Annotated in this window: 4 protein-coding genes; all 4 read left to right on the top strand. The window is 64.1% G+C overall.

The genetic code is table 11. From position 1 onward, the window contains the following. Nucleotides 1-250 precede the first annotated feature (250 nt). The 4 genes from ACH2CW_RS17180 to ACH2CW_RS17165 all read left to right on the top strand — a co-directional run bounded on the left by ACH2CW_RS17180 (nucleotide 251) and on the right by ACH2CW_RS17165 (nucleotide 6,535). The gene (locus ACH2CW_RS17180) at nucleotides 251-3,151 is read left to right on the top strand and encodes a molybdopterin-dependent oxidoreductase (protein WP_395060367.1); all 2,901 of its coding nucleotides are present in this window, start codon (nucleotides 251-253) and stop codon (nucleotides 3,149-3,151) included. A 328-nt stretch (nucleotides 3,152-3,479) separates the two neighbouring features. Further along, nucleotides 3,480-4,385: a DNA-binding protein YbiB gene (ybiB, locus tag ACH2CW_RS17175; RefSeq protein ID WP_395060359.1), complete on the top strand. Its 906-nt coding sequence runs from the start codon at nucleotides 3,480-3,482 to the stop codon at nucleotides 4,383-4,385. Further along, nucleotides 4,382-5,173 (top strand): uroporphyrinogen-III C-methyltransferase, encoded by a 792-nt coding sequence (gene cobA / locus ACH2CW_RS17170; RefSeq protein ID WP_395060357.1) that lies wholly within the window; start codon nucleotides 4,382-4,384, stop codon nucleotides 5,171-5,173. Before ybiB ends, cobA begins: the two co-directional genes overlap by 4 nt. A 96-nt stretch (nucleotides 5,174-5,269) precedes the next feature. Continuing rightward, nucleotides 5,270-6,535: an NAD(P)/FAD-dependent oxidoreductase gene (locus ACH2CW_RS17165; RefSeq protein ID WP_395060355.1), complete on the top strand. Its 1,266-nt coding sequence runs from the start codon at nucleotides 5,270-5,272 to the stop codon at nucleotides 6,533-6,535. The last annotated feature ends 149 nt before the right edge of the window (nucleotides 6,536-6,684 follow it).

Raw genomic sequence — 6,684 nt, 5'->3', positions numbered from 1 at the left:
AAGGTCGATGGCGGTCAGGTCATGCTGGACCCGGCAGAACTGGCCACACTGGCCCTGGACCTGGCGGCGCCGCGCGCAGGTCCCTGCGCCTCGACCGGCGCGTTGGGTGACCAGACGTTCGACGTGCAGGCTCCGCACACGGCGTGATGACTCGCGAAACAAAATCTACCTGCCCGTACTGCGATCTCGCGGCTGGGGCCGCGGATCGCTTTGCGATAACCATGAAACACCGCAGCAAGGGCAATTCATGATGCGCGAAACGCGCTCCACTTGCCCCTACTGCGGTGTGGGCTGTGGCGTGGTTATTGAGTCCGAGGCCGACCAGATCACAGGTGTGCGCGGCGACCCGGACCACCCGGCCAACTTCGGCCGATTGTGCACCAAGGGCTCTACCCTGCACCTGACCGCATCACACGCTGTGACGCGGCAGACCCGCCTGCTGCACCCGATGCAGCGCACGCAACGCGGCGGCACGCCGCAGCGCATCAGCTGGGACAGCGCGCTGGATGTCGCCAGTGAGAAGTTTGCGCAGGTCATCCGGGAACACGGACCGGATGCGGTCGGCTTCTACATCTCCGGCCAGTTGCTGACCGAAGACTATTACGTCTTCAACAAACTTGCCAAGGGCCTGATCGGCACCAACAACGTCGACACCAACTCGCGCCTGTGCATGAGCAGTGCGGTGGCGGGTTACAAACAAACGCTGGGCGCTGATGCACCCCCGAGTTGTTACGACGACGTGAACCATGCGCAATGCATCTTCATTGTCGGCAGCAACACCGCCTATGCGCATCCGGTTCTTTTCCGCCGCATCGAGGACGCCAAGGCCGCCAACCCGGCCATGAAAATCATCTTCTGCGACCCGCGCCGTACCGACACCGCAGGCATCGCCGATTTGTACCTGCCGATCCAGCCCGGCACCGATGTGTCGCTGTTCAACGGCTTGCTGCACATCATGCTGTGGGAAGGCTGGACCCAGCCGTCCTACATCGCTGAACACACCAGCGGCTTCGACGCGCTGAAAGCCACGGTGCGCGACTACACGCCCGACCTTGTGGCAGACACCTGCGGCATCAAAAAGGAAGACCTGTTTGCGGCCGCGAAAATGTTCGCCACCTCGGCCGCGACGCTGAGCCTGTATTGCCAGGGCCTGAACCAGTCGAGCAGCGGCACCGCCAAAAATGCGGCGCTGATCAACCTGCACCTGGCCACGGCGCAGATTGGCAAGCCCGGTGCCGGGCCGTTTTCGCTGACCGGCCAGCCCAATGCCATGGGCGGTCGCGAGGTCGGCGGCCTGGCCAATCTGCTGAGCGCGCACCGCGATATGGCCAATCCGCAGCACCGGGCCGAAGTCGCCGCGCTCTGGGGCATCCCTTCGGTACCCGACAAACCCGGCAAAACTGCGGTCGAGATGTTCCAGGCGGCAGCCGACGGCGAGATCAAGGCCTTGTGGATTGCCTGCACCAACCCCGCGCAGTCCATGCCCGATCAGGCCACCGTGCGCCGCGCCCTTGAACGCGCCGAACTGGTGGTGGTCCAGGAAGCCTTTGCCACGCCATCGACCTGCGACTATGCCGACCTGCTGTTGCCGGCCACCACCTGGGGCGAAAAAACCGGCACCGTGACCAACAGCGAGCGGCGCATCAGCCGCGTGCGGCCAGCCGTGTCTGCGCCCGGCGAGGCGCGCCACGACTGGTCGATTGCCGTGGCCTTTGCGCAGCGGCTGGAAAAATTGCTGCCGGTGCAGAAAATCAGCACGCTGTTCCCTTGGCCCGTCAACGACCAAGCCAGCTCGGTGGAGAGCATCTGGAATGAACACCGCGAATCGACACGCGGGCGCGACCTCGACATCACCGGCATGAGTTACGCCATGCTGGAAGCCGCGCCGCAGCAGTGGCCTCTCAAGGAAGGTGAAACCATTGGCAAGGCCCGGCTTTACGAAGACGGCATCTTCCCAACTGACGACGGAAAGGCGCGTTTCGTCAACACCGTCTACAAACCCGTGGCCGAGCCACGCGAGTCACGCTACCCGTTCTCGCTGACGACCGGCCGGCTGCGCGATCAGTGGCACGGCATGAGCCGTACCGGTACGCTGGGCCGTTTGTTTGGTCATGTGGCCGAGCCGTCCATCCAGATGAACGCGCAGGACATGGCGCGGCGTCTGCTCAAGGACGGCGACCTGGTGCACGTGACGTCCAAACGCGGCTCCATCGTGGTGCCGCTGCAGGCTTCACCGGAAGTGGCCGTGAGCCAGGCCTTCATGGCCATGCACTGGGGCGACGACTACCTGAGCGGCCTGTCGAGCAGCGGCGAGCGGCTGGCCGGCGTCAACGCACTGACCACGTCCGCCTATTGCCCCAGTTCCAAACAGCCTGAGCTCAAGCATGCGGCCGTCAAGATCCTGAAGGCCGAGCTGCCCTGGTCGCTGCTGGCCATGGCCTGGCTGCCGGACGAGCAGGTGCTGAAGGCGCGTGAGCGGCTGAATCCGCTGATGGCGCGTTTTGCCTTCAGCAGTTGCGTGCCGTTTTCCAACGAGGTACCGCTGGGCGAAACCGGCCGCCAGCGCACCGGCGTGTTATTTCGCGCGGCCGGTTTTGAAGCGCCGCCTGAAGCTCTGTTGACGGACATTGAAAATATTCTCGGTCTCGACGGCACCGATACGCTGCGATACGCAGACAAAAAGAAGGGCCAGCACCGCACGGCACGGCTGGTGCGCAAGGGCAAGCAATACGAGGAGGCCGAACTGACCGGTTTTGTGCTGGCCGGTGATGTCAGCGCACAAGCCTGGATCAAGGCCCTGCTGCAGCACGAGTTGCCGGCGCAGGCCTATGGCCGGCTGCTGCTGCTGCCCGGTGCCAAAGCGCCCGGCGCGATGGTGCCGCGCGGCAAACCAGTCTGCAGTTGTTTCAGCGTCAGCGATGAACAGATTGCTGCCGGCCTGCGCGAGATCGCCAGCGCACCCGGCGGTTCCGGCCTGCTCGCCAGCGACGAAGAGCGCCTGTTGGCCTTGCAGGACAAACTCAAGTGCGGCACCAACTGCGGCTCCTGCGTGCCCGAAATCAAGCGCCTGATCCGCAGCGCCGCCCCGACCGGCCAGGCGCCTGCGGACGGCAACGAGCGCAGCGTGATCCCGATCAAGGTGATCGCCTGAGAAAAGCCGGCGTAGAACTTGTCCGCAAATAATTGGGGGTCGCGTTGGGGCGCAATCGGGATGAGTTGTTCGCCAACATCACGCAACATGGGCTGGGCGCCCATGCAAGGGATTTGGTGGGCAAATCGCCCGGTTTCGCCCCAACCCGAAGGGCAAACGGATTTTCGGGCGGTCTGCGGCGTTGCAAATTCAGGCAAGGCCACCAGCCTTGCCTTGGATTTTGCGCCTTGCATCCCATCCCGAACATCCATTTGCGCGACCCCCAATTATTTACGGACAAGTTCTTAGCTCATGACGGAAAGTTATCTGCCTTCGCCGACAATCACGCATGTCCATCGCTCAGTACATCAAGGTCATAGGTCGCGGCAAAGACGGCGCCAAGCCAATCACGCGCGAACAGGCCGCCGACCTGTTCGGCCAGGTGCTCGACGGCACAGTGACCGACCTGGAGATTGGCGGCTTCTGCCTGGCGATGCGCATCAAGGGCGAAACGCCCGAAGAAATGGCCGGTTTCCTGGACGCTACTTACCAGCGCATGTTGCGTTTCCCGGCCAGCGAGCGGCCGGTGGTGGTGCTGCCCAGCTACAACGGTGCGCGCAAGCTGCCGGTGCTCACGCCCTTGCTGGCGCTGCTGCTGGCGCGTGAAGGCCTGCCGGTGCTGGTGCACGGCACAGCCACCGAATCCAGCCGGATATTTACGTCGAATGTGCTCGCAGCCCTTGGCATACAAGCGCTGACAGCTATTAAAACGATAGCGAATGGCGAGGTGGTGTTTGCCCCCACAGAGCTGCTGTGCCCCGGCCTGAAACGCCTGCTGGACGTGCGGCGCGCCGTCGGCCTGCGCAACCCGGCGCACAGCCTGGTCAAGATCATGAACCCCTGTCTCGGCAAGGCGCTGGTGGTCAGCAGCTACACCCACCCTGAATACGCGATCTCCATGGGCCAGACCTTCGAGCTGATTCAGGCCAACGCCTTGCTGCTGCGCGGCACCGAAGGTGAGGTGGTGGCCGATGCGCGCCGCACGCCGCAGATGGAAGCCTTTGTTGGCGGCCAGCGCACGCTGCTGCAAGCATTCCAGCCCGGCACGCTGGCCAGCGTGCCGGATCTGCCCACCGCCATCGACAGCGACAGCACCGCGGCCTATATCCGCGCCGTGATGTCGGGCGCACACGCTGTGCCTGCATCGATCACACGGCAGGTGGAACATATCTTGCAACTGACTTCCGAACTATGACCAGCGGCAAACACAGCTCATCTTCCAACGGCCATTGCAGCCTGGTCGGTGCGGGTCCGGGCGACCCTGAAATGCTCACGCTCAAGGCACTCAAGGCCATTCAGGCCGCCACCGTGCTGCTGGTCGACGACCTGGTCAGCGACGACATCGTGGCCTACGCGCGGCCCGATGCGCGTATCGTGTATGTGGGCAAACGCGGCGGCTGCAAATCCACGCCCCAGGAGTTCATTGAAAAACTCATGATCATGGCCGTGCGTGAAGGCGAAAACGTGGTGCGCCTCAAGGGCGGCGACCCCTTCATCTTCGGACGCGGCGGCGAAGAGGTCGAACACCTGCGCGCCGCCGGCATCGAAGTAACGGTCATCAATGGCATCACCGCCGGCCTGGCCGCAGTCACCTCGCTGGGGGTTCCTCTCACGCACCGCCAGCATGCCCACGGCGTGGTGTTTGTCACCGGTCACGCCAAGCCGGGCGACGAAGGCACCGACTGGCGCGCGCTGGCCGACACCGCCTGCAAGGCCAAACTCACGCTGGTGATCTACATGGGTGTCAGCGGCGCTGGCCGCATCCAGGACGAACTGCTGACCGGCCTGCCCCCGAGCACGCCGGTGGCCGTGATCCAGAATGCCACGCTGGCCACCCAGCGCCACATCACGACCACGCTCGGCAAATTGGCCGCCGCGATCAGTGCGTCCGGCCTGGCCAGCCCCTCGGTGATCGTGGTCGGCGACGTGGTCGGCGGCATCGCGGCGGCAGTCGAAAACCCGGCACTGTTTCGCGCGGCCTGAGAGCGCTGCCCGGCTACACTCGCCTGTCACGGACGGCTTGAGTTGCTCTGCTTTTGATAGCTTCTCACGCCCGCCAATCATGGGCTGGAGGCCGATTTGACCCAAAAATTTGACGTGGTGGTGATAGGCGCAGGGGCCGCCGGCCTGTTCTGCGCGGGCCTGGCCGGCCAGCGCGGCCTCAAGGTGCTGCTGCTGGACCACAGCGAAAAAGTCGCCGAGAAAATCCGCATCTCCGGCGGCGGCCGCTGCAACTTCACCAACCGTGACACCACACCCGCCAACTTCGTCGGCGAAAACCCGCATTTTTGCCGCTCCGCGCTGTCGCGCTACACGCCGCAGGACTTCATCGCGCTGCTGCAGCGACAAGGCATCGCTTTCCATGAAAAACACAAAGGCCAGCTGTTCTGCGACCGCTCGGCCGAGGACGTGATCAACATGCTGCTGGCCGAATGTGATGCTGGCGGCGTTACGCGCTGGCAGCCCTGCCGCGTATCGGGCATCAAATACGCCTGCAGCCCAGACGGGGAAAGCGCAAGCAGCTATCAAATCGAGAGCGACCGGGGATTGATCGAAACGCCGCAACTGGTCATCGCCACCGGCGGGCTGTCGATTCCCAAGATCGGTGCGACCGATTTTGGCTACCGCATCGCCAAGCAGTTCGGCCTGCGCCTGGTCGAGCCGCGTGCCGCGCTGGTGCCGCTGACCTTCGACGGCGAAGCCTGGGCGCCCTACGCCCAGCTTGCCGGCCTGGCGCTGCCGGTGCTGATCGAAACTGGCGCACCGGACGCCACACCCAAACAGCGCAAAAAGGCCGTGGTGTTTGCCGAAGACCTGCTGTTCACCCACCGCGGCCTGAGCGGGCCGGCGGTGTTGCAGATCTCCAGTTTCTGGCGCGAAGGCCAGCCGGTGCGCATCAACCTGGCACCCGGCGTGGACCTGCCCACCCTGCTGATACGCGCCAAGGCGAGTTCGAAAAAACTGATCGCCAACGAACTGGCCACGCTGGTGCCCAGCCGTCTCGCCGACGCCTGGGCCAGCCGTGATGCGGCCTGGCAAAAACCTGTCAGCGAGGCCACCGACAAGGCCCTGAACACGCTGGCCGACCGCCTCGCGGACTGGCAACTGATTCCCAACGGCACCGAAGGCTACAAAAAGGCCGAAGTCACGCTGGGCGGTGTCGATACCCGCGATTTGTCGTCGCAAACGATGGAATCAAAGCAGCCCGGCCTGTATTTCATCGGCGAGGTGGTGGACGTGACCGGCTGGCTGGGCGGTTACAACTTCCAGTGGGCCTGGGCGTCGGCTTTTGCCTGCGCCGAGGCCTTGGCGCAAAAACACCACGCCGCACCAAGCCCGGCTTGATCCAGTCGGCGCCGCCGCATGGGGGCATCCTTCGACAGGCTCAGGAGGAACGGAATAAAGCGACCGTGGGGATCCTGCCCCTGGTATATAATCCAAGGCTTTGCTAGCAAACCCGCGTCTGGCCTGATTCTGATCAAATCTGATGGCTA

Source organism: Polaromonas sp. (assembly GCF_043778355.1).
GTDB lineage: Bacteria > Pseudomonadota > Gammaproteobacteria > Burkholderiales > Burkholderiaceae_C > Polaromonas.
This window is presented reverse-complemented; position numbering and strand designations above follow the sequence as displayed.

Excerpts from the sequence above, each read along its gene's own strand:
- ACH2CW_RS17180 (WP_395060367.1), top strand. The coding sequence starts at position 251 with ATGCGCGAAACGCGCTCCACTTGCCCCTACTGCGGTGTGGGCTGTGGC.
- ybiB (WP_395060359.1), top strand. The coding sequence starts at position 3,480 with ATGTCCATCGCTCAGTACATCAAGGTCATAGGTCGCGGCAAAGACGGC.
- cobA (WP_395060357.1), top strand. The coding sequence starts at position 4,382 with ATGACCAGCGGCAAACACAGCTCATCTTCCAACGGCCATTGCAGCCTG.